This is a genomic window from Synechococcus sp. CCAP 1479/10 (assembly GCF_019038515.1).
GTDB lineage: Bacteria > Cyanobacteriota > Cyanobacteriia > PCC-6307 > Cyanobiaceae > Cyanobium.
Map to the genome: position 1 here is coordinate 71,438 of NZ_JAFKRJ010000034.1, position 26,083 is coordinate 97,520.

Sequence of the window (26,083 nt, forward strand, 5' to 3'; positions counted from 1 at the left end):
TTGGCCACCCCTGTCGGTACGGCCTGCCCACCCCCGGGGAGGAGGGCCGAACGCCGCGGTTCGGTCCTCCCTCTCGGCCGATCCCGGCGGCATTCATACGTTGGCTTCAGCCACCGTCCGCAGGGAGAACTCCATCCATGCATCCCACCGCCGAACTGTTCACCGAAAAGGCCTGGGGCGCCGTGGTGGCCTCCCAGCAGCTGGCCCAGCAGCGGCGCCAGCAGCAGATGGACAGCGAGCACCTCTTCGCCGCCCTGCTGGCCCAGCAGGACCTGGCCAGCCGGATCCTGGAGAAGGCCGGCGTGGACCTGGGCGTCCTGAGCCAGAAGCTGGAGGCCTTCATCGCCGCCCAGCCCAGCCTGGCCACCGCGCCAGACAACGTCTACCTGGGCAAGGGGCTCAACGCGGTGCTGGACCGGGCCGACGCCCTCAAGCAGGAATTCCAGGACAGCTACATCGCCGTGGAGCACCTGGTGCTGGCCCTGGCCGGCGATGACCGCTGCGGCCGCCAGCTGCTGTCCCAGTCGGGCGCCGACGAGCGCAAGCTGCGCGAGGCTGTGATGGCCGTGCGGGGCAGCCAACGCGTGACCGACCAGAACCCGGAGGGCACCTATGAATCCCTCGAAAAGTACGGCCGTGATCTCACCGCCGCCGCCCGGGAGGGCAAGCTCGATCCGGTGATCGGCCGCGACGAGGAGATCCGCCGCACCGTGCAGATCCTCTCGCGCCGCACCAAGAACAACCCGGTGCTGATCGGCGAACCCGGCGTCGGCAAGACGGCGATCGTCGAGGGGCTGGCCCAGCGGATCGTCAACGGCGACGTGCCCACGGCCCTGCAGAACCGCCAGCTGATCGCCCTCGACATGGGCGCCCTGATCGCCGGCGCCAAGTACCGCGGCGAGTTCGAGGAACGCCTCAAGGCCGTGCTCAAGGAGGTCACCTCCAGCGAAGGCCAGATCGTCCTGTTCATCGACGAGATCCACACCGTGGTGGGGGCCGGCGCCACCGGCGGTGCCATGGATGCCAGCAACCTGCTCAAACCGATGCTGGCCAGGGGCGAACTGCGCTGCATCGGCGCCACCACCCTCGATGAGCATCGCCAGCACATCGAGAAGGACCCGGCCCTGGAGCGCCGCTTCCAGCAGGTGTTCGTCGACCAGCCCACGGTGGAGGACACGATCTCGATCCTGCGGGGCCTCAAGGAGCGCTACGAGGTGCACCACGGCGTCCGCATCGCCGACAACGCCCTGGTGGCGGCGGCCGTGCTGAGCAGCCGCTACATCGCCGATCGCTTCCTGCCCGACAAGGCCATCGACCTGATGGACGAATCGGCGGCCCGCCTGAAGATGGAGATCACCTCCAAGCCGGAGGAGATCGACGAGCTCGATCGCCGCATCCTGCAGCTGGAGATGGAGAAGCTCTCGCTGGGGCGGGAATCAGACCCCGCCAGCCGCGACCGACTCGAGAAGCTCGAGAAGGAGCTGGCCGACCTGGCCGAGCAGCAGAGCAGCCTCAACGCCCAGTGGCAGAAGGAGAAGGGCTCGATCGACGAACTCTCCGCCATCAAGGAGGAGATCGAGCAGGTGCAGCTGCAGGTGGAGCAGGCCAAGCGCCAGTACGACCTCAACAAGGCCGCCGAACTGGAGTACGGCACCCTGGCGGAGCTCAACAAGAAGCTGGCCGCCAAGGAAGCCGAGCTGAGCGCCCATGCCGGCGAGAAGAACCTGCTGCGCGAGGAGGTCACCGAGGACGACATCGCCGAGGTGATCGCCAAGTGGACCGGGATCCCGGTCAGCAAGCTGGTGCAGTCGGAGATGGAGAAACTGCTCCATCTCGAGGACGAACTGCACACCCGGGTGATCGGCCAGGAGCAGGCGGTGACGGCGGTGGCCGACGCCATCCAGCGCTCACGGGCCGGCCTGTCCGACCCCAACCGCCCGATCGCCAGCTTCCTGTTCCTCGGCCCCACCGGCGTGGGCAAGACCGAGCTCTCCAAGGCGCTGGCGTCCCAGCTGTTCGACAGCGAGGAGGCGATGGTGCGCATCGACATGAGCGAATACATGGAGAAGCACGCCGTGTCACGGCTGATCGGAGCCCCTCCGGGCTACGTGGGCTACGAGGAGGGCGGCCAGCTCACCGAAGCGGTGCGGCGGCGTCCCTACGCCGTGATCCTCTTCGACGAGGTGGAGAAGGCCCACCCCGATGTGTTCAACGTGATGCTGCAGATCCTCGATGACGGCCGCGTCACCGATGGTCAGGGCCGCACGGTGGACTTCACCAACACGGTGCTGATTCTCACCAGCAACATCGGCAGCGCCTCGATCCTCGATCTGGCCGGCGATCCGGCCCGCCACGGCGAGATGGAGAAGCGGGTGAACGAGGCCCTGCGGGGCCACTTCCGCCCCGAGTTCCTCAACCGGCTGGATGAATCGATCATCTTCCACAGCCTCAAGGCCGAGGAACTGCGCCAGATCGTGGAACTGCAGGTGCAGCGGCTGGCCCGGCGGCTCGAGGACAGGAAGCTGGGCCTGGAGCTTGACGCGGCCGCCCTCGACTGGCTGGCCGCCGTGGGCTACGACCCGGTGTACGGCGCCAGGCCCCTCAAGCGGGCCATCCAGCGCGAACTGGAGACGCCGATCGCCAAGGCGATCCTGGCCGGCACCTACCTGAGCGGCTCCACCATCGTGGTGGAGGTGGAAGCTGGGTCGGAACCGCCGCGGCTGCACTTCAAGGCGGCCGAGCCCTCCCGGCTGCCCGCCCTCGTCTGAAGCCTCAGACGGCCAGCGCCGCCACCAGGGAGGGGTTGGCGTACCAGCTGAAGGTCCCCTCCTTCACCGCCGTGACGCCCAGCTCGGCCCGCAGCTCCTCCAGGTCCTGGCCCATCCGCTCCTCCCAGATCACCGGGAACAGCGGCTGGGCCTCGGCGCCGATGTGCAGACCTTTGCTGATCATGCCGAAGGCGTAGCTGGCGGTGCGGGCCTGCTCGGCAGGGGTGTCCAGTTCGTCGATGGGCGTGTCGTTGCGGAACCAGTTCAGCAGCAGGGCCATCAGATCGGTGAAGGCCAGGCCGGGATGGGAGAACTGGGCCACGCTCATGCTGATCACACCGAGTTCGCCGAAATTGTCGAGGCTGAAACCGCTCACAATGTGATGGATGTCGTGGGTGGCGTAGACCCGGTAGTTGATGTAATCGGCGTCGCTTTCCAGGTTGCCGTAGAACTCGGGTTTGGGGAAGAAGTTGATGTCGTACCCCATCGTTTCCAGCACCGTCGCGTAGGTGTGCCCCAGGGTCCCCTTCGGCAGCGCCCGCAGGGCGCCCGCGTCATACGGGCCACTGAGCCGCCGTTGTTCGATCAGGGCCGCGGCGGCCGGGTCCCGCCCCAGCAACGCCCGGCAGACCTGCATCGGGCGGGACTGGCGCAGCCGATGGGAGAGCAGGAAGACGTTGTTGGCGGAAGCACCGGCACCGGCGGCCAGATCGGCGAGTTCGAGGAACGCGTGGATGTTCTCCTCGGTGGCGATCCGATCGAGGTAGCGAAATCCCATGGGGCGCAGCAGGCAGGGGGGGGCACCAAGGGAAGCTAGACACGCCGCCCGGGCCGGCCCAGCAGGCCAGCCTCAGCCCACCAACGCGTCGATGCGGCGGGCCAGTTCCACATCCAGGTTCGACAGACCACCGGTGTCATGGGTGGTGAGGTTGATCGTCACCCGGTTCCAGACGTTGCACCACTCCGGGTGGTGGCCCATCGCTTCAGCGGCCAGGGCCACCCGGGCCATGAAGCCGAAGGCGGCGGAGAAATCGGCGAAGCGCAGTTCGCGATGCAGCTTGCCCTCCCGCAGCGTCCATTGCGGCAGATCGGCGGGCAAGGCGGCGATCTGGGCGGGGGTCAGGGGCTGGGCGGCCATGGGGGAGGAAAGCAGGGGGTCATTCGCCGACCAGATGCAGGCTGAGGCGGCGGCGGTGGGGTCGGGCCCGGTGTTCCCAGAGGTACACCGCCTGCCAGGTGCCGAGCAGCAGACGGCCCGACTGGAAGGGGAGCACCAGGCTCGTGCAGGTCAGGGCGGTGCGGATGTGGGCGGGCATGTCATCGGGGCCTTCGTCATCGTGCACCCAGGGGCGCCGCTCCCCCTGGCCGCTCAGGGGCCGCACCCCTTCCGGGGGCACCAGGGCCCGCAGAAAGGCCGCCAGATCCACCAGCACCCTGGGGTCGGCGTTCTCGTTGATCGTCAGCGAGCAGGAGGTGTGCAGGCTGGCGATGGTGGCGGTGCCGAGCACCAAGCCGCTGGCGGCAATCAACCGGTTGAGGGCCCCGGTGATGTCATCGAATCCCTCCCCATGGGTGGACACCTCCAACTGGCTCAGGCTCTGGCGCAGCATCGGGTCCTCCTGGCGCCGTTCAGCTGGCGACGGGGACCGGAGCGGCGGAACGCAGCGCCTCGATCGTGGTCAGGCGGCAGGCCTGGGGGTCCCAGAGGATGTAGCTGAAGCACCCCGGGATGTCGGCCAGCGACAGCCGGCGCACCCCCGCCAGCAGGTGGGCGTTGCGCTCGTGGCAGGCCCGCAGCCGGTAGTTGGGGATCTTGGACGAAAGGTGATGGATGGCGTGGCAGCCGATGTCTGCCGAGAACCAGTTGAACACCGGCGGCAGCTCCAGATCGCTGGTGCCCTCCAGCACCCCGGTCATCTCGCTCCAGCCGGCGGTGGCGTGGGCGTAGGAGCCGGGGAAGTTGTGCTGGACGAAGAAGATGCAGATGAAGATCGCCGCCGCGCAGGCCATCACCGGGGCGTAGATCGACCAGAACACGCCGGCGCCCAACCAGTGGGCCATCAACCACCAGGAGCCGATCACGGCGATGTTGTTGGCCAGCAGATGGCGGAATTCCCCCTGGGTGTACCAGTGCCTGGAGCGATAGCTGGAAAGGATCTGGCCCAGGCCCATCGGCTGGGGGCTGCGCAGGCAGGCCAGAAGATGGGGGAAGAAGCCCGCCAGCCCCAGGAGCAGGGCCACCCGGGGCTTGATCACCAGGTAGAAGAAGCCTCCGGGGAACAGCATCGCCGGATGGCGCAGCACGCCGTAGAACCGCTGCTGGCCGGGGTTGAGGGCGGCAAAGACACCCGTGGTGACCAGGGCCGACGGTCCCTGGTACTTCTCCCAGTCGCCGTTGTGGCGGTGGTGGTAGGCGTGGCCGCGGGACCAGGGGTACTGGGGAATGGCACTGATCACGCCGAGCAGGAAGCCGAAGACCTGGTTGGCCCGCCGGCTGCGGAACAGGGAGTCGTGGCCGCAGTCGTGCATCAGCGAGAAGCAGCGGGCCAGCAGCAGCACCATGACGACCATGGTGGGGAGCAGCAGCAGGGGAGCGTGCTGGAGGCTCCAGTCGGCCACCCACCACAGGGCCGCGTAGGGGATGACGGTGTTGGCGATCTGCCAGGAGCCCCGCAGATTGGAGCTGTCCATGAAGGATTTGAGCTCGAAATCACCCCGCTTGGGCTGACGCATCGATGGCGTGGAGCCCGCGTCCGCATCAGGGGGAACGGGCGGCGTGCTATCGGACAGGGTGGCGGAAGGGAAGCCCTGCGACAATGCAAAACCTTTGCTATATCGAAGGATCCTAGTCAGCAGGGGGGCATTCCGTTTGCCTTCCATGCGAAGGGAATCTGAATAGGATCTGCAGTGGATCTGCTGCGCCCAAGGTGAGCGACCTGATCGTGGTGGGCAGTGGCCTGGGCGGCCTGTGCGCCGGCGCCATCGCCGCCCGCCACGGGCTGGAGGTGCTGGTGCTGGAGGCCCACACCAGCCCCGGCGGCGCGGCCCACGGATTCCGGCGCGGTCCCTTTCACTTCGAATCCGGCCCGTCGCTCTGGAGCGGCCTGGGCCGGTGGCCCAGCACCAACCCCCTGGCCCAGGTGCTGCGGGCGGTAGGGGAAACCCTGCCCGTGGCCACCTACCGCGACTGGGGGCTGCTGCTGCCCGAGGGGTCCCTGCGGGTGGGGGTGGGCCAGGCCCCCTTCCTGGCTTTGGTGAGGGATCTGCGTGGCCCGGCGGTGGCGGCCGAATGGGACCGCTTCCTCACGGCCCTGAGGCCCAGCTGCGAGGCGGCCCGCTCCCTGCCGCTGCTGGCCCTGCGGCCCGGGGCCGGTCTGGCCACCACCCTCGGCGGCGGCAACGCCCTGCGCCTGCTGGGCCAGGCCGGCCGGCTGGCGGCCCTGGGGGGCGCCTTCGGGCCGATCGCCCGCCGGCACCTGAGCGATCCATTCCTGCTCCACTGGGTCGACCTGCTCTGCTTCCTGATCTCCGGTTTGCCCATGGACCAGACCAGTGCCGCCGCCATGGCGACCCTGTTCGGCGAATGGTTCGAGCCCGAGGCCTGCCTCGACTACCCCATCGGCGGCAGCGCGGCCGTGGCGGCGGCGCTGGTGCGGGGGATGGAGCGCCATGGCGGCCGGCTGCGCACGGGCGCGGCGGTGGCAGAGATCCTGGTGGAGCAGGGCCGGGCGGTGGGCGTCCGCCTCGCGAACGGGGAGCGCCTCGAGGCCGGCCGCGGGGTGATCGCCAACACCAGCCCCTGGGACCTGCTTGCCCTGCTGCCGGAGACGGCGGTGCCGTCCCGCTGGCGGCAGCGGCAGGCGGCCACCCCGGCCTGCGCCGGCTTCCTGCACTGGCACCTGGCCCTGCGGGGGGCCGACCTCGATCACCTGCCCATCCACCACGTCTGGGTGGGTGACTGGGGGCGGGGCATCGGGGCCGAACGCAACATGGTGGTGCTCTCGATGCCCTCCCGGCTCGATCCGTCCTGCGCGCCGCCGGGCCACCAGGTGCTGCATGGCTACACCCCGGCCAACGAACCCTGGGAGCTGTGGCAGGGGCTGGAGCGGGGCAGCGCCGCCTACGACGCCCTCAAGCGGGAACGCTGCGCCGTCTTCGGCGAGGCGCTCGAGTGGGTGCTGCCCGACTGGCGGGAGCGGGTGGTGCTGGAACTGCAGGGCACCCCCCTCACCCACCGGCACTACCTGCGGATGCACCAGGGCAGCTACGGCCCCGCCTGGCCCGCCAACGCCGGTCCCTTCCCCGGCGGGTCCACCCCGGTCGAGGGGCTGGTGCTCTGCGGGGCCGGTGTCTTCCCGGGCATCGGCGTGCCGCCGGTGGCGGTGAGCGGTGCCATGGCCGCCCACCGTTTCGTCGGGGCGCGCCAGCAACGGCAACTGCTGGAGGAGATCGGCCTGACGGCGGCCTAGAACCGTCGCAGGGCCAGGCTGCCCAGCTGCACCTCGCGCAGCAGCAGCACCACCGCCGTCATCAGCGAGCCCATCGCCACCACGAACAGCACGGCAACCAGGGGCGTCACGTCCATCGTGGCCAGGGTGCTCACGAACAGCACCACCACCACGGTGGCCACCAGCAGGAAGCTGGTGGTGGCGCAGGCGAAGGCCCTGGAAGCCATCAACATCCGCCGGCGGTGCAGCATCAGCTCCTCCTGCAGCTCCCGCTCCTGGGCCACCGTGGCGGCCCCGCTGCGCTCCTTGAGCAGCCGGGCCCGATCGACGATGCGGGCCAGACGGGTGGTGATCACCCCGAGCAGACCGCTGATGCCGGCCAGCAGAAACACCGGCGTGACTGCCAGGCGGATCGTCTCGGGCAGGGCACCGGCCGGATGGGGGGCCACCAGCAGGATGAGGGCCAAGGCTGCGGACATCGCGGCCGCGAATCTAGGGCGGCGGCCCCTGCCAGCCTGGAGGGACGTTCACCGTCCAGCGCCCGCCATGACCACGATGACCTGCCGCTACGAGGGAGCCCTGCGCTGTGCGGCGGAGCACGCCCCTTCAGGGTCGCGGCTGATCACCGATGCCCCCGTGGACAACCAGGGCAAGGGGGAGGCGTTCTCACCCACCGACCTGGTGGCGACGGCCCTGGCCACCTGCCTGCTCACCGTGATGGGCATCGTGGCCGAACGGGAGGGGATCGCTCTGGAGGGCGCCCGGGTGCGGGTGGAGAAGGGCATGAGCCAGAGCGGCGAGCGCCGCATCGCCCTGCTGGAGGCCTGGATCGATCTGCCGGCCGGCCTCGATGACGGCCAGCGGGACCTGCTGATCCGCGCCGGCGAGCGCTGCCCTGTGAAGGTCAGTCTGGAAGGTTGCGTGCCGATGCGGCTGCACTGGAACCCGGCGACGGCGGGCTGAGGGTGACCCCCACCTCCAGCTGCTCCAGCGGAGCCGCCGGATCCTCCGGCACCAGCAGCACCATCGTGCTGGCCGCAGGGCGGGTGCCGGGCTGCTCCTGGAGGATCTCCAGGGCCACCATGGTCTTGCGCCACTGCAGGATCTTGCCCTCCAGCAGGGCCACGAAGTCGTCGCAGTTCCAGCGGGCCGCCTCGCCACGGCAGGGGTAGCGCTCCAGCACATCGAGGATCTCCATCTCCCGCAGCGGTGGAGCCTCGGCCGGATCCCAGACCAGCAGATAGTTGCCGTCGAGGGCATTGGCCTCCAGCAGGCTGGCCTCGCTGGCCAGCAGGGTGTCGAGGGCCATCTCGTCGTCGTCCCGCTCAATGGCGGTGAGCAGGGCCTCGAGCACCAGCTGGGTGTCGTCGTCGAGCCGATCGCAATGGACCGTGAGCAGGCCCGTGACCGCCAGTTCGATCTCCTCGAGCGGCAGCACCATGGTCAGGGCCCGCAGGATGGCGCTGAGGACATCGCCGGAGTCGCCGCCGGGTGGCTGGCCCTGCAGGGCGAGGTCGGGGTCGGCCATGAACCTTTCGATGGCCGCGAGCACCAGGGCCTGCTCCGGAGAAGGGGGATGCATCGATCCGACACCGGGAAGGTCCGCCTCCACCATGGCGCCGCCAGCGCCATGCTGGCGCCACCGGCTCCACCGATCCCATGCCTGCAGCGGCTCCGGCCCTCGACCAGCTCCAGCGGCACCTGCACACCACCCGCCTGCTGGGCTCGATCAGCAGCACCCTCTACTACGACCAGAACACGGTGATGCCCGCCGCCGGTGCCCCCTGGCGCGGCGAGCAGCTGGCCCTGCTGGCCGCCCAGCTGCACGAGCGCCAGAGCAGTGACGCCTACGCCGATCTGGTGGCCGCCGCCGAAGCCGAGCTGGATGGGGCCGCCCCTCCCCAGCGGCGCCGCAACCTGCAGCTGCTGCGCCTGGAGCTGAACCGCCAGCGCTGTCTCGATCCGGCCCTGGTCACCGCCCTGGCCCGGGCCCAGTCCCACGGCAACGCCGTCTGGCAGGAGGCCCGGGCGGCCAGCACCTTCGCCACCTTCGCCCCGGCGCTGCGGGAGCTGATCCGGCTGCGCCGCGAACAGGCCAGCCAGCTGGCGGACGCCGAACCCGTGGCCCGCAGCCCCTGGGAGATCCTGGCCCAGCCCTTCGAGCCCGACGTCAGCAAGGCCCGGCTGACGGAGCTGTTCGCCCCCCTGGCGGCGGAACTGCCGGGACTGCTGGAGACGGTGGCGGCCGCCCCGCCTGCGGGCCACGAGGAGCCCTTCGAGCTGGCGGAGGGTCTGCAGGAGCGGCTCTGCAGTGAGCTGCTCGACAGCTGGGGCTACGACGCGGCCCGCTGTCAGCGGTCCCGATCCGCCCACCCCTTCTCCTGCACCGTCGGCCCCCAGGACTTCCGCATCACCACCCGGGTGGTGGGGGGCCAGCCGTTCTCGGCCTTCCTGGCCACCGCCCATGAATGGGGCCACTCCCTCTACGAGCAGGGCCTGCCCCGCAGTGACGACCACTACTTCCCCTGGCCCCTGGGGGAGGCCACCTCGATGGGGGTGCATGAGTCCCAGTCGCTGTTCTGGGAATGCCGCGTGGCCCGCAGCCGGGCCTTCGCCGAGCGCTGGCATCCCCGCTTCCAGGGGGGCCTGGGGTCCGACCCCTGGGGCGGCGCCTTCGGTTTCTGGCGGGCCCTCAATCCCCTGCGGCCGGGCCTGATCCGGGTGGAGGCCGATGAGCTGAGCTACAGCCTCCACATCGTCATGCGCTTCGAGCTGGAGCTGGCCCTGCTGGAGCAGGAGATGCCGGTGGAGGAGCTGCCCGCCGCCTGGAACCGGCGCATGAAGGAGCTGCTGGGGCTGCAGCCCGCCACGGACGCCGAGGGCTGCCTCCAGGACATCCACTGGGCCGAGGGGCTGTTCGGCTACTTCCCCTCCTACGCCCTCGGCCACCTGATCAGCGCCCAGATCTCGGAGGCCCTCGAGCAGGAGATCGGCCCCATCGAGGCGCTGGTGGCTGCGGGGGAGACGGCCGCCCTGCAGAACTGGCTCGCCGGCAACATCTGGCCCCACGGCCGCTCGGTGAACGCCGAGGAACTCGTCGAGCGGGTCACGGGCCGGCCCCTGGGCGCCCAGCCCTTCCTCACCTACCTGCGCGCCAAGGTTGGCCAGCTGACCGGGGCCGCCTGAGCAGGGCGGGGTGACTGCGGCGGGCAGAACCGGGCTCACGGGGCCCGATGCCTAAGATGCCGCCGCCGAAAAGCCCCCACCATGGCGAACATCGACCACGCCCCCAGCCGCACCATGCTGAACCTGCTGCATGTGCTGCCGGCCTTCGCCGATGAGGCCGAGCTGCGGCTCAACGCCATCGTGGAGCTCAACTCCAACACGATCAACAAATACGAGCTGATCACCGAAACCGGCCATCTGAAGCTGGATCGGGTGGGCTATTCCTCCCTCGCTTACCCCTTCGCCTACGGCTGCATTCCCCGCACCTGGGACGAGGACGGCGATCCCCTCGACATCGAGATCGTCGGCGTCACCGAGCCCCTGGTGCCCGGCAGCCTGGTGGAGGCCCGCATCATCGGCATCATGTGCTTCGACGATGGCGGCGAGGTGGACGACAAGGTGATCGCCGTCCTGGCCGACGACAAGCGCATGGACCACATCACCAGCTATACCCAGCTGGGTGAGCACTGGCTCAAGGAAACCCAGTACTACTGGGAGCACTACAAGGATCTGAAGAAGCCCGGCACCTGCAAGGTCAACGGCTTCCATGACACCGGCGAGGCCGTGCGCATCATCAAGGAATGCGAAGATCGCTATCTTTCCGTCGTCGATCCCCGTCTGGTCGACTGACGTCCACCGGCACCGCCACCGCGGTCCCTCCGATCCCGTTCCGCCCATGTCGCGCTCCCTGGTCCTGTCCGTGCTCCTGACCACCGGCTGGGGGGCCGCCATGGCGGGGGCCGCCGGAGCCGTTGAGGTGCCGGTGTCGGCCCCAGCGCCGGCGGCCACGAGCGCTCCCACCGGCGTGGCTCCGACCGGGCCCGCCAGCCTGGCCCCGGTCGCCCCAGGGGTGGTTGCCCCCGCCGTGGCCGCGCCCGCCACCGCCGCGCCTGCTCCGGCGAAGGCCGCCGTGACCAGCACCCGTGAAATCGTGCTGGAGCTGGGCAAGCGCACGATCAGCCTGCGGGACAACGGCAAGGTGCTGGGCAGCTGGCCCGTGGCCATCGGCGATTCCCGCACCCCCACCCCCAAAGGACGCTTCCTGGTGGAGACCAAGGTGGTCAATCCCCAGTACCAGAGCACGGCGAGCGGCAAGATCAACCCCACCAAGGGCCCCAATGGCCCCCTCGGTGACCGCTGGATCGGCTTCAAGAAGAGCGGCCCCAACCAGTACGGCATCCACGGCACCCCCAGCGCCTGGGCCTGGACCGTCACCTCCCGCTCCGCCGTCACCAACGGCTGTGTCCGGATGCTCACCCCCCATGTCCGCGCCCTGTTCGACCAGGTGGAGGTGGGAACACCGGTGGTTGTCAAACCCTGAACACCGAAGGGCGATTGCGGCGAATTCGGGAGCGACCGAAGAGATTCTGGAGATTGCCCAGGAAGGGTTTGATGTCTGGGTGCAAACACCTAATGTCTTGAAACTCGATCAACAGCGGCGCCCCCCAGAACCGCCGATATCCCTCCCATGTTCGATTCCACTCACGAACCCACCACCGATCAGCTGAACAGCACGTCGCTGAAGTGGGGCAACGACGGTGAGCTCTCCGAACTGGACCTGCAGCGGATTCTGGGCCTGCTCTCTCAGGCTGATCCCGTCGCCGAGGCCCTGATGGAGGGCCGCTCCGAAGCGGCCTGAAAGCGTCGGGCCTGGGCCCTGGCCATGCCGTCGCGGCTGGCCATCCCCCGCAGCCTGTCCACCGCCAGTCCCCCGGTGGGCAGCCCATGGGGGAGATGGTCCCCCGATCCTCCCTCCAGCTCGAAGACCGGCAGCTGCCGCAGGCCATTGGGTCTCAGCTGATCTTCGAGGCGATCCAGGTGCACCCCGGTCGGCAACCAGACCAGGTCGGTGCGCAGGCAATCCTCGAGGCACAGAGGTTCCTGGCGACGGAGATCGGAGCCGAGACCACGCTGCAGGTCACCGATCGTCACCAGCCCTAGGGCCAGCCCGGCCCGCTCCACCAGCAGGCAGTGGCCATGGCTGTCGATCAGCCGGGCCAGGGCCGCTGAGGCCGTCAGGGAGGCCGGCAGCACCAGGGGCGCCTCCGGTTCGAAGGCCTCCTCCACCGGGATGGCCGCCAGCTGGCTGCGGCGGCGTTCCTCCAGGGGATCCGGCCCCATCAGGCCGGGATCCTGGATGCCCTGCCAGCGCTCCACCAGGGCGGCGCTGAGGCCGGCCGCCGCCATCAGCGGCAGCACGATGCGGATGTCACGGGTGAGCTCGAACAGCAGCAGCAGGGCGGTGAGCGGAGCCCGGGCGCTGCCCGCCAGCACCGCCGCCATGCCCACCATGGCGTAGGCGGGGGGTTCGGCCACCGGCAGATTCAGGCCGCCGCTGCCCAGCGCCTGGCCGTAACAGCTCCCCAGCACCGCCCCCAGGAACAGGGAGGGGGCGAAGCCGCCGCCCACGAAGCCGGTGGCGTTGCTGACGGTGGTGGCCACCAGCTTGACGCCGATCAGGGCCACCAGGGTGAGCAGGGGGATGCCGCCATCCCGGCCCAGCAGGGCTTCAATCGTGTCGTAGCCGACGCCGAGCACCTGGGGGAACACCAGGGCCATGCCCCCGAGGGCCGCCCCTCCCAGGGCCGTGGGCAGGCCGGGCGGCAGCCGCCGCACCACGGCCTGGACCCGCTCGTCGCGGCCGGCGGCCAGCAGCCGGATCAGCAGCCAGGACATCAGGCTGGCCAGCAGGCCCAGCCCCAGATACAGGGGCAGCTCCAGCGGTGAGCGCACCTCGTAGGCGGGCAGGCGCAGGATCGGCGTGTCGCCCAGGCACAGCTGGGTCACGAGCGCCGAGGCCACCGCCGCCACCAGCACCGCCCGCAGGCTGGGACGTCCCGGGATGGCGCTGTAGCTGCCCTCGAAGGCGAAGAACACCCCGGCGATGGGGGCCTTGAATCCGGCCGCCAGGCCCGCCGCCACCCCGGCCCCCACCAGGGCCTTCTGGGCCTGGGGGGAGAGGCGACCCTTCAGGGCCACCCAGAGGCCGATGTTGCCGCCGCCCTCCACGCTGGGCCCCTCCGGCCCGAGGGAGGCGCCGCTGCCCAGGCTGAGGGACGCGGCCACCAGCCGCAGCAGGGGCAGGCGCGGCTCACCCCCCTGGCGCCCGTCGGCGATCGCCATCAGGCTCGACAGACCCGGGCCGATGCTGCCGGCGACATGGCGCAGCAGGCCCACCGCCAGACCGCCGAGGGTCGGCACCACCACCACGGGCCAGAGGGCCAGCCAGTCCGGCGGGGTGGGCAGGCTGATCGGTGGGGGTTCGGGGGGCGGGGGCGGTGCCGCCGCCAGCAGGCCGATGCCATCGAGCCCGAGCTGGAGCAGGGCCCGCAGGGGGGTGCCGCTGTCGGGCGCCAGCGGCGGCAGATCAATCGGCGGCAGGTCGGCGGGGGTGGTGGGCGAGGAGCGCCCGATCACCAGCAGGCCCTCGACGAAGGGGCCGAACAGGAAGTTGTTGATGAAGCCCAGCAGCTCGTGGAACGCCACCACCGCCAGGCCGGTCAGGGTGCCGACCAGGGCCGCCCAGGCCAGCAGGTTCCACTGGAAGGGAAGGCCGCGCAGGTCGGCCTCAGCCCCTGGGGCCCTGGGGCCGCTGGCCTCAGCTTCCGGGGCGGACGGTGGCAAAGATCTCCTCCAGGATCTCTCCAGCCCCCTGGGACCGGAGAGTGCCAGCCAGGGTCACCCCGATCGCCTCGGGATCGGTGGCAGGTCCGCGGCAGCTGTCGCGCAGCAGGCGCTGGCCGTCGATGCTGGCCACCATGCCGGTGAGCACGAGCTCGTCGGCCTCGAAGTGGGTGTTGACGCCGATGGGCACCTGGCAGCCGCCCTCCAGGCTGCGCAGGAAGGCCCGCTCGGCCAGGCAGCGGCGGGCGGTGGGCTGGTGCTCCAGCACGGCGATCGTCTCGAGCACGGCCGTGTCGCCGGCGCGGCATTCGATGCCCAGGGCCCCCTGGCCCACGGCATGCAGCGAAATCGAGGGATCGATCAGCTCGTGGATGCGCTCACCGAGGCCGAGGCGGGTGAGACCCGCCGCCGCCAGGATCAGGCAGTCGTAGACGCCGGCGTCGAGCTTCTCCAGCCGGGTGATCACGTTGCCCCGCACGTCCTTGAACACCAGGTGGGGGTAGTGGTGACGCAGCTGGGCCAGGCGGCGCAGGGAGCTGGTGCCCACCACGCTGCCCTCGGGCAGGGTGGCCAGGGTGCGGTCCCGGTGCCGCTCATGCACCACCAGGGCATCGGCCGGATCCTCCCGCTCGGTGATGCAGCCCAGGATCAGGCCCTCCGGCAGGTTGGTGGGCAGGTCCTTGAGGCTGTGGACGGCGATGTCGGCCCGGTCGACCAGCATCTGGGCCTCCAGTTCCTTGGTGAACAGGCCCTTGTCGCCGATCTTGGCCAGGGCCACATCCAGAATCTTGTCCCCCTGGGTGGCCATCGCCTCGATCGTGATCGCCAGCCCGGGGTGGGCGCTGGAGAGCTCATCACGCACCCAGTGGGTCTGGACCATGGCCAGCTGGCTGCGGCGGGAGGCGATGCGCAGGGTGGAGCTGGTCATCGGAAGCTTCGGGCGGCAGCAACCGCTGCCAGGCAACAGCCGCCCAGCCTAGGCATCGGTCCGTCCCGCCCCCGATCCAACGGACGGAACGTGATCAGCTGATGGGATCAGGCGAACAGATCGAGCGGCAGGGGCCCCCAGGTGTCCTCGGCGTCCGGATCGGAAGCCGCGTGGCCGGTGATCAGGATCCCCTCGCCGAGGCCCTCCTCGCGGCGGAGATGGAACAGTCCCGTGCGCTGGTTGCCCTTCAGGAACACCGGACCGGGCTCCCCTTCGCCGGGGTCCCCCGGCTGCAGGCTCGACCACCCCTGGGCCGCCTCCAGCTGGCGCAGGGCCGTCAGGGCCGCACCTGCCGAGGGGGCCATGATCCCGATCGTGAACCACTCACAGGCCCCCAGCCGGGGGGCGAGCTCCCGGCGAAGCGAGGAGGCCGTCTCCCCATCGAGGGAAGGGGCGGTGCGCAGGCCCCGCAGACCGTTCAGGCCGGAGCTGGGCAGGTCGGTGGTCAAGGGGATCGCCGTGGTCGAACCGTCCCACTCTGGGGGTCGGCGGGGGGCGGATCGCGCCAGAAGGCCAGGCACACGGTCAGCCAGGCCAGCCCGACGGCGGCGCCCGCCAGCAGATCCGTGGGCCAGTGGGCCCGCACGTAGAGGGTGCTGAGCCAGACCAGGCCCACCAGTCCGCAGGCCACCACCGCCAGGGTGCGCCGCAGGCGGGGATGGTGGGACCCCAGGATCACCACCATGGCGAAGTAGAAGGCCACGGCCCCGGCGGCATGGCCGCTGGGGAAGCTGTGACCATCGAGCGGCAGCAGGCTGCCCGGCGGGCGCTGGCGGCTGAACAGGGGCTTGAACACCAGATCCACCAGGATCAGGATGCCGCCGGTGGCCATCACCAGCAGGCGCAGGTCCTTCCACCAGCGCCGCCGCAGCAGGTGGATCAGGGCCATCGCCACCAGGACGGCGGTGAAGCCGACGCCGGTCGCCCGGTACACCTGGGTCAGCACCCCGCCCACCAGGCCGTGGAAATGGTTGCCCAGCCAGTCCAGGACGGCGGCGTCCAGCAGGGCCAGGGGCCGGCCCGGGGCCACGGCCACGAACAGCCCCACCAGCACGACCAGACAGCCGGGCAGCAGGATCCTGTCCCGGGGCAGCAGATGGAACCCCATCACGGCACCAGATGGTGTCGGGGCACCCGCCAGAGGGCCAGCTCACCGGTGCGGGCTAGCCGCTCGATCCCCTGCGGGGGCAGGGCCAGGGCCTCGAGATCGCGGCGATCACCCACCAGGCGCACGGAGCGAGTGCCCGGCGCCAGGGCGAGGGCGGCAGGGCCCTGCAGGGCGAGCTGGTTGATGTGGTGGCGATCGGAAACGAAGACGGCCTCCGGCTCGCCGTAGAACAGCAGGCTGTAGCGCAAGGTGCCGACGATCAGCAGCGGCTCATCGGGCCTGGCGGCGGCCTGGGCGGCGCGGGCCATCTGGCGCAGGGGCACCTGACGCTCCCGGTCCAGCAGGGGAGCGAGCGGGGCGATCACCAGGCCGAGCACCGCCAGGAACCCGGCCAGACTCGGCACCCACAGCCAGTCGGTGGCCTGCGGCCGCAGCAGCAGCGTCAGCAGGGCCAGGGCCGTCAGCCCCAGACACAGCGAGAGCACCAGGGGCAGCCCTGAGCGCGACAGGGCGGCGCCGAACTCCGGATAGGCGGGATCCCCCGCCACCCAGCTAGGGGCCAGGGCGGCCGCCACCGCCATGGCGCCCAGCAGCAGCACCTCGAGGCCGGCGGCGATCCGCACCCCCGTCCGGCCCGGGGCTGTCCCCGCTGGAGTGGTCGCCTCCGGCAGGGGGCGCCACAGGAGCGCCACCAGCAGGCTCGCCGCCGGCAGGGCCGGCAGGATGTAGCCGGGCAGCTTGGTGGCGGCAGCGGAGAAGAAGGCCACCACCAGCACCAGCCAGAGCAGCAGGAACAGCCCCAGTTCCGCCGGGGCGCCGCCGTCGGCGGAAGGGCCGGCTGCTGCGGTCCGCCAACGGGAGGGCCGCCAGAAGCCCTGGGCCGCGATCGCCAGGGGCAGGAACAGCGACCAGGGCAGCACCAGCAGCACCAGCCAGGGCAGATAGAACCAGGGGGGGCCGGGGTGGTCGTAGAGCACCGTCGTGAAGCGCTGCAGGTTGCTGAACCCCAGGAAGCCACCAATGAAGTCGCCGCCGTTGACGGCCGCCGCCGCCGCGTACCAGGGGGCGCTCACGCCGAGGAACAGGGCCACCATGGCCAGCAGGGGCCGCCAGCGCAGCCAGGCTCGCCAGTGGCCGGTGAGCAGCAGGAAGACCACCACCACCAGACCCGGCAGCAGCAGACCCACCGGGCCCTTGGCCAGCACGGCGATGCCCGCGAACAGCGCCATCGCCACCCGGCCGAGGGGCGCCCGCCAGGGGTCGGCCCGGTGGCGATGGGCCAGCAGGAAGCCGAACAGCGCCAGGCTGATGGCGCTGGAGAGGAACATGTCGGTGGTGGAGGTGCGTCCCCAGCCGATCCAGCCCGGGGTCGTGGCGATCACCCCGGCCGCCACCACGCCCCTGAGGAGCCTGGGCCGGCCCGCCTCTCCCGCCGGGGACCAGGCCAGCATCAGGCCGAAGGCCGCCACCACCACGGCACTGGCGGCGAGGGCCACCGGCAGTCGCGCGGCCCATTCGCTGACCCCGAACAGCCGGAAGCTCAGCCCCACCATCCAGTAACCCCAGACGGGGTAATCGAAGAAGCGTTCGCCGTTCCACCAGGGGGTGACCCAGTCACCCCGCTCCATCATCTGGTGGCCCACCTCCACGAAAAGGGCCTCGGTCTTGTCCATCAGGCCGAGGCTGCCCAGGCCCTGGAAGAAGGCCAGCCAGCAGATCAACAGCAACCAGAGGGCGCTCAGCACCCAGACCAGTTGCCTGTGGCTACGGGCGCGGACGCCCTCCGGCTGGGCCCCCCGGGCAGCAGACACCATGCTGGGTCGACGACGAGATCAAGGGGAAGTTAAGGCCAGGGCCCGCCGACCTGTCCCGGGGCCCTGGGCTGGACGGCCCTAAGGCGTGTTCCAGACGAAGCGGGAGGACGCCGCGTACTTCCAGACGAAGTCGACGGCGATGCCGGCCAGCAAGGCCAGCAGCGGCTGGGGAGTGACCTGCCGGTAGAACGCCGAGGACACCCCCACATTGGCCGCCATGCCCAGGGAGGTGACCAGCAGGAAGCGGATCAGGCCGAACACCAGGGCAATGCCGCTGAGCTGCTGGGAGCGGAAGGTCAGCACATTGTTGATCAGGTAGTTGGAGCAGCCGGCGCTGACCACCGCCACCACCTGGGCCTGCTCGAAACTGAGGCCGAGAAGGTCCTGGCTGAGGGCGAACACCAGCAGGTGGATGCCGATGCCCGTGCCGCCCACCAGCGCAAAGCTGACGGCCCGCCGCGGCACCATGCGCAGCAGCAGGGTGTGCAGGATCGAGACACCCAGATCCCAGATCACGGCCAGGTTGAGCTTCGATTCCCCGGCGTTGCGGGGCTGGAAACTCAGGGGCACCTCAGCCACCGCCAGATGGCCGTGGCTGAGGGCCAGCAGTTCATAGAGAAACTTGAAGCCATTGACATCCACCTGCCTCACATAGGGAAGGCAACGCTCGGGGCGCAGGGCGAAGAAACCGCTCATGTAGTCGGTCAGATGGCGGTAGCGGGGCAGGCTGAACCGGGCCACCGAATTCGCCCAGGTGGAGTTCCGCTCCCTCCGCTCGCTCAGGCCCATGATCGTGGCCGCGGGATGGAAGCGGCTGCCGACCATGAGATCGCCGCCACTCTCGAGCAAGGCGGAGACCGCATGGGCCACCGAGGCGGGTTCATGCTGGCCATCGCTGTCCATGACCACCACCACATCGCCGGTGGCGTCCAGGATCCCCTCCTTGATGGCGCTGGAGAGGCCGAAGCGCCCGACACGGCGGATCAGCCGGACGCAACCATGGCGGTGGGCCAGCATCCGCACCTTGTCTGATGTTCCATCACTGGAATCATCATCAACGAACAGCAATTCGAGATCGAAGCTGTCTCTCAGGGGCAGGAGTTGCTCGACGATGGGCTCCACATTAGAGCACTCGTTGAAGGTGGGCAGCACAACCGTCAGACGCAGGAACTGATCCCGTTCCGTCATCGGAGTTCAGGCGAGCTGCTGAAGAAGACGACCATGCACTCGCCAAACAGTCTGTGGATTCTCCGGCAGTGGAAGGACGTTACTTGATGTACTCCTTCAGGACACCATTGCGGTTGGGGTGGCGCAGCTTGCGCAGGGCCTTGGCTTCGATCTGCCGAATGCGCTCGCGCGTGACGTCAAAGATCTGGCCGATCTCTTCAAGGGTCTTCATGCGGCCGTCATCGAGGCCGTAGCGCAGGCGCAGCACGTCCCGCTCGCGGGGGCTGAGGGTGGCCAGCACACCTTCGAGATCCTCACGCAGCAGATTCTTGGCGACATCCTGCTCCGGATTCTCGATATCGGCCTCGATGAAGTCGCCGAGCCTGGAGTCTTCCTCCTTACCGATGGGCGTTTCGAGGGAGATCGGCAGCTGGGCGGATTTGGCGATGAAGCGCAGCTTCTCGATCGTCATCTCCATGCTCTCGGCGATCTCCTCCTCGGTGGGCTTGCGACCGAATTCCTGGGACAGGGTCTTGGTGGTCTTCTTGATCCGGGAGATCGTCTCGTAGAGGTGAACGGGAAGGCGGATGGTGCGGCTCTGATCGGCGATCGCACGGGTGATCGCCTGGCGGATCCACCAGGTGGCATAGGTGGAGAACTTGTAGCCCTTCTCGTGGTCGAACTTCTCGGCGGCGCGGATCAGGCCGAGGCTGCCTTCCTGGATCAGGTCCTGGAAGGACAGACCCCGGTTCATGTACTTCTTGGCGATCGAGACGACCAGCCGCAGGTTCGACTGGACCATCTTCTCCTTGGCCCGCCGACCCAGCATCAGCCGACGGCGGAACTTGATCAGCGGCATGTCGAAGATCGCCGCCCATTCCTTGGTGTCGGGGAAATGGCCCTTGTCGGCCTCAAACTCGGCCGCCTTCTCCTCCAGCTCGAGCAGATCGGCGATCTTGCGGGCCAGCTCGATCTCCTCATCGGGCCGCAGCAGGCGGATGCGCCCGATCTCCTGGAGGTAGACGCGAATCGAATCCTCGGTGTAGACGCCCTTCGGGCCCACCTTGATGCTGGCGAGGGCCTTGGCGCCCTTGGCGTCCTTGCGGAGGTCGCCGCCGGTCTCGGGCAGATCCTCATCCCCGTCGAGGCCGTCGTCGAGGACCACCTCAGCGGGCTTCTCGGCGGCGACTTTGGCGGCCGCGGTTTTGGCCGCCGCGGGCTTGGCTGTCGTCCGGGAGCTGGCTTTGGCGGCAGGCTTGGCGGCCCCAGCCTTGGGGGCGGCCGTTCGGGCACGGGCCGCGGTCTTCCGAGCCGTCACCGCCGAGGGGTCGATGGGCAGCACCTCGCCGGTGGCGGAGACGGTGGCCAGGATCTCAGGAACGGCGGCTTTGGCCTTGGCGGCGACTGGGCTCATGGAAACGACGCGAAAGGGAGTGGGGTGGGGGGGGAGTGAAGCGGGCGAGGAAAAGGCGGACGGGGCTGAAGGCCCGGACATGGTCAGGAGCGGGATGCCATCAGCCGGTTCCGGTGCTCCGGGTCGCTGAATCAGGCCCCCATCCTCCACGGTGCCGGTACGGAGCCGGCCGGGAGGGCAAGGAGAGCATCAGGACGTCGCGGGATGGGATGACCCCCCTCACGGAGCCCCTGCCGATGGATGGTGGATGGATCGCTCCAGGAGCGTGATTGGGATGGTGGAAGTCGGCCAGAGCCGGTGCAGGGCTGTCACGGGTGGTCTCAGACCGGAGGAATGAACAGGGAGTGAATCCCTGGATCCTCAGCGGGTCTTCCCTGTGGACGGAACTCTGCGCGGTTCCGACGGCAGCCTTTCGGGCGGCCCAACCCCGTCATCCTAGGAATGGCATGAGATCTTTGCAAGATTGCCAGCCAGCTCCTCACCCTCCCCACCCGGGCCAGCCCCTCCAGGCTGGCTGGAGGTCTGGCTGGAGGCCGGCCGGGAAGGGCGGACCTTCACCTATGCCAACCCCTCAGGCCTGGCCATCGGGGTGGGTGATCTGGTGCGGGTCCGTCTGCAGGGGCGGCCCCACACGGGCCTGGTGGTGGCGACGGCCGCGGCCTGTCCCACCGCCATGGAGGGTCGGGCGGTCCTGCCGGTGGACGCGGTGCTGGAGAGCGCCGCGATCGATCCGCTCTGGCAGGCCCTGCTGGAGGGCGTGGCCCGGCAGTGCCACACCGGCCTGTTCCGCACCCTCAAGAGCGCGTTGCCGCCGGGCTGGCTGGGGCAGGCCCGCCGCCCCGCCGGCCAGGGGCGGGTCCTGTGGACGGTGCGGCCCAACCCGGCCGCGGCCGGTGAGACCCTCACCCCCCGCCAGCAGGCGCTCCTCGACCACCTGGCCAGCCATGGGGGAGCGCGGCTGCTGCGCGATCTGGTGCAGGAGGCCGGCTTCGGCCGCTCCCTGATCGGAACCATGGAGCGCCGGGGCCTGCTCCTGCGGGAGGCCGGCCGGGGCCCATCGGGGGCCGGCGGCGCCAGGGGCCTGGCCGGGGGGCGGGGCGCTGGGCCGGCCCCCCTGGAAAGCGCCCAGCCCCCCAGTCCGGCCCAGGCCGCGGCGCTGGCGGCCATCGCCGACGCGCCGCCGGGCCAGAGCCTGCTGCTCTGGGGGGTGACGGGTTCCGGCAAGACCGAGGTCTACCTGCAGGCCGCGGCCAGGGAGCTGGCGGCGGGGCGCAGCGTGCTGATCCTGGCCCCGGAGATCGGCCTCATCCCCCAGCTGCTGGACCGCTGCCGGCGCCGCTTCGGTCCCGCGGTGATCGAATACCACAGCGGCATGGGCGACGGGGAGCGGGTCCTGGCCTGGCGGCGCTGCCTCGAGGCGGCCCGGCAGCACGAGCCCTGCCTGGCCGTGGGCACCCGCTCCGCCGTCTTCCTGCCGCTGGGCCAGCTGGGCCTGATCGTGCTCGACGAGGAACACGATGCCTCCTACAAGCAGGAGAGCCCGATGCCCTGCTACCACGCCCGGGAGGTGGCCAGGCTGCGGGCCCGCCAGACGGGGGCCAGGCTGGTGCTCGGCAGTGCCACCCCCTCCCTGGAAACCTGGTGGCGCTGCCAGCCGCGCCCCCAGGGCCAGCCCGCCGACACCCGCCTCCTGCCGCTGCCGGAGCGGATCGGCCAGCGCCCCCTGCCGCCGGTGCGGCTGGTGGACATGCGCCAGGAGCTGGTGGACGGCCACCGCCGCCTGATCAGCCGCCCCCTGATGGCCCGGCTGGAGACCCTGCAGGAGCGGGGCGAGCAGGCGGTTGTGCTGGTGCCGCGGCGCGGCTACCGCTCCTTCCTGAGCTGCCGCAGCTGCGGCGAGGTGGTGCTCTGCCCCCACTGCGACGTGGCCCTCACCGTCCACCGCGGCCCCCGGGCCGGCGGTCAGGAGGGACGGGAGTGGCTGCGCTGCCACTGGTGCGACCACCGCCAGGAGATGGGGGATCGCTGCGGCCACTGCGGTTCCACCGCCTTCAAGCCCTTCGGCGCCGGCACCCAGCGGGTGATGGAGCAGCTGGCGACGGAACTGGAGGGCCTGCGGCTGATCCGCTTCGACCGGGACACCACCCGGGGCCGGGATGGCCATCGCCGCCTGCTGGAGCGCTTCGCGGCCGGCGAGGCGGACGTGCTGGTGGGGACCCAGATGCTCGCCAAGGGCATGGACCTGCCCCGGGTGACGCTGGCGGCGGTGCTGGCGGCCGACGGCCTGCTGCACCGGCCGGACCTGCGCGCCGCGGAGCAGTGCCTGCAGCTGCTGCTCCAGCTCGCCGGACGCGCCGGGCGGGGCGAGCGCCCCGGCGAGGTGCTGGTACAGACCTACAGCCCCGACCACCCCGTGATCCGTCACCTGGTGGACGGCCGCTACGCCGCCTTCCTGGCCGAGGAACTGGAGCTGCGGCGCCAGGGGTCCATGGTGCCCTTCGGTCGGGCCTGCCTGCTGCGGCTGGCCGGTCCCACCGCCAGCGGCACGGCCACGGCCGCCGCCGCCCTGGCCGAACGGATCCGCCCCGCCGTGGAGACGGCCGGCTGGGTGGTGATCGGACCGGCCCCCGCCCCCGTGGCCCGGGTGGCGGGCCGGAGCCGCTGGCAGCTGCTGCTGCACGGCAGCCTGGGGGCGGCGGATGGAGCGGCGCACGGGGAAAGCGATGGGGGAACGGCGCTGCCCCTTCCCCCCGAAGCCGACCTGCGCCGGGCCCTGCCCCCGGGGGTGAGCCTGACGATCGATCCCGACCCCCTGGAACTCTGAGCCGGCGGCCCGGCGAGCGCGGCCGGGGGAATCAGGCCGGAGGGCTCAGGCCGGCAGCTCCGGCAGGCCGAACCCCAGCCGCTGGCGGATCGCCTGCAGGCCGAGCACAAGCGGCAGGAGCAGGCCCACCGCCGCCGCCCCCAGCCCCAGGCCGCTCCAGCGCCAGCAGCGCAGTTCCAGGACGTTGACCTGCCCGGGCTGGAGGGGCCAGAGCAGGCGGCGGCCGCCGCCGTCCCCGGCAGGGGCCGCGGCGATGGCGGCGGGGCTCGCCCGCAGGACCGCCGCCGGCCGCACCGGGGCGAGCACGACCGCCAGATCCAGCCCAGGGATCGCCTCGAGGGCCTGGAGATCGAGCTCCAGCCGCAGGTGCTGGCGGACGCCCAGCAGCCAGTTGCGTTCCTCCCAGACCACCACCGGCGCCGCCAGGGGGACGCCGCTGAGCCGGCCCGCCACCTCCAGGCTGCCCGCCAGGGCTCCGAGGGCCTCGAGGGCGGGCAGCACGGGGGTGGAGACCAGCTGGTCGCCGCTCCCCCCCGAGGGGCGGAACGGCCCGGGGGCTGGTATCCCCTCAGCGTGGCCTTCGAGGGCCGCAACGAACCGCCGCTGCCAGGGTGTCCCGGTGCCGGTGTCGCTGCGGAGCTGGTGGCTGACTTGGAGCCTGCCGGGGCCCTCGAAGCGCAGCTCCGTGCGCACCTCCATGCAGCCCCCCAGCAGGGCAGCCAGCAGCACCAGCACCACCGCCACGACGACGGCGAACCCGACCGGCGCCCGGGTGGGCCCCACCGGCGGTGGCGGCGGCGGCTCGGGGCGGCGGCGGGAGCGGCGGCTGACCCCGGCGCCGACCCCTTCGAGGGGGGTGGTGCCGGAAAGATCCGGCAGGGTCAGCGACCAGTTGCTGGGACGGCGCAGCTCCGGGGCTTCCAGCACCAGCAGCAGGGCCTTGGCCTGGGCCCGCAGGGTCGCATCGCGGCAGCGCACCAGGCCGCGGCAGCAGGCGGCCGCCTGGTCGGTGCGCCCCTGGCCCATCAGGGCGGTGGCCATCAGCAGCCGCAGCTCGGCGCCGGCGGCGGTGAGGGGGGAGCGTTCCTCCTGGAGGGGCTCGAGCAGCCGCAGCACCTGGCCGTACTCACCGCGATCGAGGGCCCGGCGGGCTTCGGCCAGCGGATCCTCAGCCATCGAGCAGGCCGGGGCTGCCCACCACCATGGTGCCGATGCCGGCGTTGGTGAACACCTCCAGCAGCAGGGAATGGGCCACCCGGCCATCGACGATGTGGGCCGCCTTCACCCCCTGGGCCAGGGCCCGGATGCAGCACTCGGTCTTGGGGGTCATCCCCCCCTCCACCACCCCGTCGGCGATCAGCCGGCGGCCCTCCGAGAGGCTGAGCTGGCGGATCAGGCTGGCGGGGTCATGGCGGTCGCGGAGGATGCCAGGGGTGTCGGTCAGCAGGATCAGCTTCTCCGCCTGCAGGGCCGCGGCCAGCTCGCCGGCCACCGTGTCGGCATTGATGTTGTGGGCCAGGCCCTCCGCATTGGGGGCCACGCTGGAGATGACCGGGATGTAGCCGGCCGCGAGCAGGGGGGTGAGCACCGAGGGATCCACCCGGGCCACATCGCCCACCATGCCGAGGGTGCCGTCCCCCATGGTGCGGGCCAGCACCAGGCCGCCATCGCTGCCGGAGAGGCCCACGGCCCGGCCGCCCACCCGGTTGAGACCGTTGACGATCTGCTTGTTGACCCGCCCCACCAGCACCATCTCCACCACGTCCATGGTGTCGGGGCTGGTGACGCGCAGGCCGTCCTGGAAGCGGGGCTCGATCGCCAGCTTCTCCAGCCACTGGTTGATCTCCGGTCCGCCGCCGTGCACCACCACCGGCTGGACGCCGACGCAGGCCAGCAGGGCCAGGTCGCGGAAGACGGCATCGCGCAGGTCCTCGCGCACCATGGCCGCCCCGCCGTACTTGATCACGATGCGGCGGCCGGCGAAGCGCTGGATGTAGGGCAGGGCTTCACTGAGCACGGACACCCGCAGGGTGTCTTCCGCGCTGATGTGCCGATCGGGACTCAAGGGACGGGGGCGGCGAGGGACGGGTCGGAGGGGGCCGGGCCAGGGGAGGTGGCCGGCAGCAGGCTCAGCTGCAGGCGGCCGGGGCCGGCCTGCTGGAGGTCGGCCGTGAGGCCGGGACCGAAGAAACGGCCCAGACGCTCCAGCCGATCCTGCCAGCGCTCGTAGGCCACCCCGTGGCACTCGATCGTCAGCCGCAGCCCGTAGCCGCCGCCGGCCTCCAGCTCCTCGACGGCCACCAGCTGGGGTGGGGCGTCCTCGTCCCAGAGCTTGAGGGCCTCAAGGGAACTCTCCAGGTGGGCCTTCTGGCCGTAGCGCCAGCGGGTGACGTCGGCCAGCAGCTTGCGCAGGGGTTCGTTGCCGGGCTGCTGGCGCAGGTCGCGCAGCTTGGCGGCAGGCGTGAGCCGCTCGGCGGGGGGCAGCTCGGAGGATTTCAGGGCCAGGCCCCCCAGCAGGATCGGGACGCCGTAGAAGACACCGGCCAGGCTGATGTTGGGGCTGTCGGTGGCGTAGGCGATCGATCCGATCACGGTGAGGACGACACCGGCCACGGTCACCAGGCTGCCGGGGGAGAGAAACGCTTGCATTGCCCCATTCTCCGTCAGCGGGGGCCAGGATGGCGTCCCAGGCTCCGCCCCGCC

At 70.8% G+C, this 26,083-nt stretch carries 24 protein-coding genes; 8 read left to right on the plus strand and 16 right to left on the minus strand.

Features of this window, described 5'->3' with window-relative positions; all coding sequences use genetic code 11:
• Positions 1-137 precede the first annotated feature (137 nt).
• Positions 138-2,768: an ATP-dependent chaperone ClpB gene (gene clpB / locus KUG39_RS12860; RefSeq protein ID WP_216915414.1), complete on the plus strand. Its 2,631-nt coding sequence runs from the start codon at positions 138-140 to the stop codon at positions 2,766-2,768.
• Positions 2,769-2,772: 4 nt separating this feature from the next.
• Here the strand turns inward: clpB and KUG39_RS12865 are convergent, their stop codons facing one another.
• From KUG39_RS12865 to KUG39_RS12880, 4 genes are all read right to left on the minus strand, one after another.
• Positions 2,773-3,546 (minus strand): Coq4 family protein, encoded by a 774-nt coding sequence (locus KUG39_RS12865; protein WP_216915416.1) that lies wholly within the window; start codon positions 3,544-3,546, stop codon positions 2,773-2,775.
• Positions 3,547-3,618: 72 nt separating this feature from the next.
• Entirely contained in the window at positions 3,619-3,906 is a 288-nt protein-coding gene (locus tag KUG39_RS12870) for a 4a-hydroxytetrahydrobiopterin dehydratase (protein WP_216915418.1), read from the minus strand.
• Positions 3,907-3,925: 19 nt separating this feature from the next.
• Positions 3,926-4,378, minus strand: a complete 453-nt coding sequence (locus tag KUG39_RS12875) for a secondary thiamine-phosphate synthase enzyme YjbQ (RefSeq protein WP_094587126.1) — start codon at positions 4,376-4,378, stop codon at positions 3,926-3,928.
• 19 nt (positions 4,379-4,397) lie between these two features.
• The gene (locus KUG39_RS12880; RefSeq protein WP_216915420.1) at positions 4,398-5,501 is read right to left on the minus strand and encodes a fatty acid desaturase; all 1,104 of its coding nucleotides are present in this window, start codon (positions 5,499-5,501) and stop codon (positions 4,398-4,400) included.
• Positions 5,502-5,695: 194 nt separating this feature from the next.
• Between KUG39_RS12880 and KUG39_RS12885 the strand changes: the two genes are divergently transcribed.
• On the plus strand, positions 5,696-7,237 hold the full coding sequence (locus KUG39_RS12885) for a phytoene desaturase family protein (RefSeq protein WP_216915422.1): 1,542 nt from the start codon (positions 5,696-5,698) through the stop codon (positions 7,235-7,237).
• Here the strand turns inward: KUG39_RS12885 and KUG39_RS12890 are convergent.
• Positions 7,234-7,683: a DUF2721 domain-containing protein gene (locus KUG39_RS12890; protein ID WP_286193148.1), complete on the minus strand. Its 450-nt coding sequence runs from the start codon at positions 7,681-7,683 to the stop codon at positions 7,234-7,236. The two genes, KUG39_RS12885 and KUG39_RS12890, sit on opposite strands and share 4 nt — an antisense overlap.
• Positions 7,684-7,762: 79 nt before the next feature.
• Here KUG39_RS12890 and KUG39_RS12895 point away from each other — a divergent pair, with 79 nt between their 5' ends.
• Positions 7,763-8,179 (plus strand): OsmC family protein, encoded by a 417-nt coding sequence (locus KUG39_RS12895; protein WP_216915427.1) that lies wholly within the window; start codon positions 7,763-7,765, stop codon positions 8,177-8,179.
• Here the strand turns inward: KUG39_RS12895 and KUG39_RS12900 are convergent.
• A complete protein-coding gene (locus KUG39_RS12900) occupies positions 8,121-8,798 on the minus strand; it encodes a hypothetical protein (RefSeq protein ID WP_216915429.1) in 678 nt (225 codons plus the stop codon). The two genes, KUG39_RS12895 and KUG39_RS12900, sit on opposite strands and share 59 nt — an antisense overlap.
• 77 nt (positions 8,799-8,875) lie before the next feature.
• Between KUG39_RS12900 and KUG39_RS12905 the strand changes: the two genes are divergently transcribed.
• The 4 genes from KUG39_RS12905 to KUG39_RS12920 all read left to right on the plus strand — a co-directional run bounded on the left by KUG39_RS12905 (position 8,876) and on the right by KUG39_RS12920 (position 12,080).
• Entirely contained in the window at positions 8,876-10,402 is a 1,527-nt protein-coding gene (locus tag KUG39_RS12905) for a carboxypeptidase M32 (protein WP_216915431.1), read from the plus strand.
• Between the two features lie 81 nt (positions 10,403-10,483).
• Positions 10,484-11,071 carry an inorganic diphosphatase gene (locus tag KUG39_RS12910; RefSeq protein WP_094587112.1) on the plus strand — a complete coding sequence of 196 codons (588 nt, stop codon included), beginning with the start codon at positions 10,484-10,486 and terminating at the stop codon, positions 11,069-11,071.
• Positions 11,072-11,117: 46 nt separating this feature from the next.
• The gene (locus KUG39_RS12915; RefSeq protein WP_216915433.1) at positions 11,118-11,762 is read left to right on the plus strand and encodes a L,D-transpeptidase; all 645 of its coding nucleotides are present in this window, start codon (positions 11,118-11,120) and stop codon (positions 11,760-11,762) included.
• A 147-nt stretch (positions 11,763-11,909) separates the two neighbouring features.
• On the plus strand, positions 11,910-12,080 hold the full coding sequence (locus KUG39_RS12920; protein ID WP_190611742.1) for a DUF8633 family putative protein: 171 nt from the start codon (positions 11,910-11,912) through the stop codon (positions 12,078-12,080).
• On the opposite strand, the gene KUG39_RS12925 is transcribed toward KUG39_RS12920, so the two are convergent.
• The 7 genes from KUG39_RS12925 to rpoD form a co-directional block, all read right to left on the minus strand.
• Positions 12,026-14,065, minus strand: a complete 2,040-nt coding sequence (locus KUG39_RS12925) for a chloride channel protein (RefSeq protein WP_216915435.1) — start codon at positions 14,063-14,065, stop codon at positions 12,026-12,028. The two genes, KUG39_RS12920 and KUG39_RS12925, sit on opposite strands and share 55 nt — an antisense overlap.
• A complete protein-coding gene (gene hemC, locus KUG39_RS12930) occupies positions 14,040-14,993 on the minus strand; it encodes a hydroxymethylbilane synthase (RefSeq protein WP_216915436.1) in 954 nt (317 codons plus the stop codon). Before hemC ends, KUG39_RS12925 begins: the two co-directional genes overlap by 26 nt.
• Positions 14,994-15,100: 107 nt before the next feature.
• Complete coding sequence (locus tag KUG39_RS12935) at positions 15,101-15,502, minus strand: DUF1824 family protein (RefSeq protein WP_094587104.1); 402 nt, start codon at positions 15,500-15,502, stop codon at positions 15,101-15,103.
• Positions 15,499-16,161 (minus strand): phosphatase PAP2 family protein, encoded by a 663-nt coding sequence (locus KUG39_RS12940; protein WP_094587102.1) that lies wholly within the window; start codon positions 16,159-16,161, stop codon positions 15,499-15,501. Before KUG39_RS12940 ends, KUG39_RS12935 begins: the two co-directional genes overlap by 4 nt.
• On the minus strand, positions 16,161-17,975 hold the full coding sequence (locus KUG39_RS12945) for an ArnT family glycosyltransferase (protein ID WP_216915439.1): 1,815 nt from the start codon (positions 17,973-17,975) through the stop codon (positions 16,161-16,163). Before KUG39_RS12945 ends, KUG39_RS12940 begins: the two co-directional genes overlap by 1 nt.
• Positions 17,976-18,053: 78 nt before the next feature.
• Positions 18,054-19,163: a glycosyltransferase gene (locus tag KUG39_RS12950; RefSeq protein ID WP_190611750.1), complete on the minus strand. Its 1,110-nt coding sequence runs from the start codon at positions 19,161-19,163 to the stop codon at positions 18,054-18,056.
• A 79-nt stretch (positions 19,164-19,242) separates the two neighbouring features.
• On the minus strand, positions 19,243-20,556 hold the full coding sequence (gene rpoD, locus KUG39_RS12955) for an RNA polymerase sigma factor RpoD (RefSeq protein ID WP_190611751.1): 1,314 nt from the start codon (positions 20,554-20,556) through the stop codon (positions 19,243-19,245).
• A 463-nt stretch (positions 20,557-21,019) separates the two neighbouring features.
• Between rpoD and priA the strand changes: the two genes are divergently transcribed.
• Positions 21,020-23,380, plus strand: coding sequence for a replication restart helicase PriA (priA, locus tag KUG39_RS12960; protein WP_216915441.1), 2,361 nt, complete (start codon positions 21,020-21,022; stop codon positions 23,378-23,380).
• Between the two features lie 45 nt (positions 23,381-23,425).
• Here priA and KUG39_RS12965 read toward each other — a convergent pair whose 3' ends face one another.
• From KUG39_RS12965 to KUG39_RS12975, 3 genes are read right to left on the minus strand one after another with little or no spacing between them, the layout of a single operon-like run.
• Positions 23,426-24,556, minus strand: a complete 1,131-nt coding sequence (locus KUG39_RS12965) for a DUF3153 domain-containing protein (protein WP_216915443.1) — start codon at positions 24,554-24,556, stop codon at positions 23,426-23,428.
• The gene (argB, locus tag KUG39_RS12970; protein ID WP_216915445.1) at positions 24,549-25,445 is read right to left on the minus strand and encodes an acetylglutamate kinase; all 897 of its coding nucleotides are present in this window, start codon (positions 25,443-25,445) and stop codon (positions 24,549-24,551) included. Before argB ends, KUG39_RS12965 begins: the two co-directional genes overlap by 8 nt.
• Positions 25,442-26,029 (minus strand): DUF2854 domain-containing protein, encoded by a 588-nt coding sequence (locus tag KUG39_RS12975; RefSeq protein WP_216915446.1) that lies wholly within the window; start codon positions 26,027-26,029, stop codon positions 25,442-25,444. Before KUG39_RS12975 ends, argB begins: the two co-directional genes overlap by 4 nt.
• Positions 26,030-26,083 lie beyond the last annotated feature (54 nt).